A 939-nucleotide genomic window follows, 5' to 3' on the forward strand; every position below is an offset into this window, starting at 1 on the left:
GCGACGCTGCACCTAAATGCATTTCGGGGAGAACCAGCTATCACGGAGTTTGATTGGCCTTTCACCCCTACCCACAACTCATCCCCGCAGTTTTCAACCTACGTGGGTTCGCGCCTCCACAGCATCTTACTACTGCTTCACACTGGCCATGGGTAGATCACCCCGCTTCGGGTCCAGGACATGCCACTAAAACACCCCATTAGGATTCGGTTTCCCTACGGCTACCCCACACGGGTTAACCTCGCGACATGCCGCTGACTCGCAGGCTCATTCTTCAAAAGGCACGCCATCACACACAAAAAAGTGCTCTGACGGATTGTAAGCACATGGTTTCAGGAACTATTTCACTCCCCTCCCGGGGTACTTTTCACCATTCCCTCACGGTACTCATACACTATCGGTCACACTGAGTATTTAGGCTTACCGGGTGGTCCCGGCAGATTCACAGCAGATTCCACGAGCCCGCTGCTACTCGGGCAACCCAACAACCCATGTGCTGAAGCCTTCAACTACGGGACTATCACCCTCTACGGTAGGCGTTTCCACACCACTTCACCTAACAACAACACACAAGCACGATGATGGTAGTCACCGCACGCTGGGGCCCACAACACCGCACACACAACCCCTACCAAGTATCACATGCACACGGTTTAGCCTCATCCACGTTCGTTCGCCACTACTAGCAGAATCATATTTTATTTTCTTCTCCTACGGGTACTGAGATGTTTCACTTCCCCGCGTAAACCCCCACAACAGCTATGAATTCACTGAAGGGTAACACCCCATAACAGGTGCCAGGTTTCCCCATTCGGACATCCTCGGATCAACGCTTTATTGACAACTCCCCGAGGCTTAACGCAGCCTTACACGTCCTTCATCGGCTCAGCATGCCAAGGCATCCACCATGCGCCCTAAATAACGAACACACAACCAACA

Annotated in this window: 1 rRNA gene; it reads right to left on the bottom strand. The window is 52.6% G+C overall.

Going from position 1 to position 939, the window contains the following annotated elements:
• Positions 1-929: ribosomal RNA gene (locus QKE52_RS13295) — 23S ribosomal RNA — on the bottom strand; the annotation flags it as partial.
• Positions 930-939 lie beyond the last annotated feature (10 nt).

This window comes from Corynebacterium sp. c25Ua_47, from assembly GCF_039907205.1.
Lineage (GTDB): Bacteria > Actinomycetota > Actinomycetes > Mycobacteriales > Mycobacteriaceae > Corynebacterium > Corynebacterium hiratae.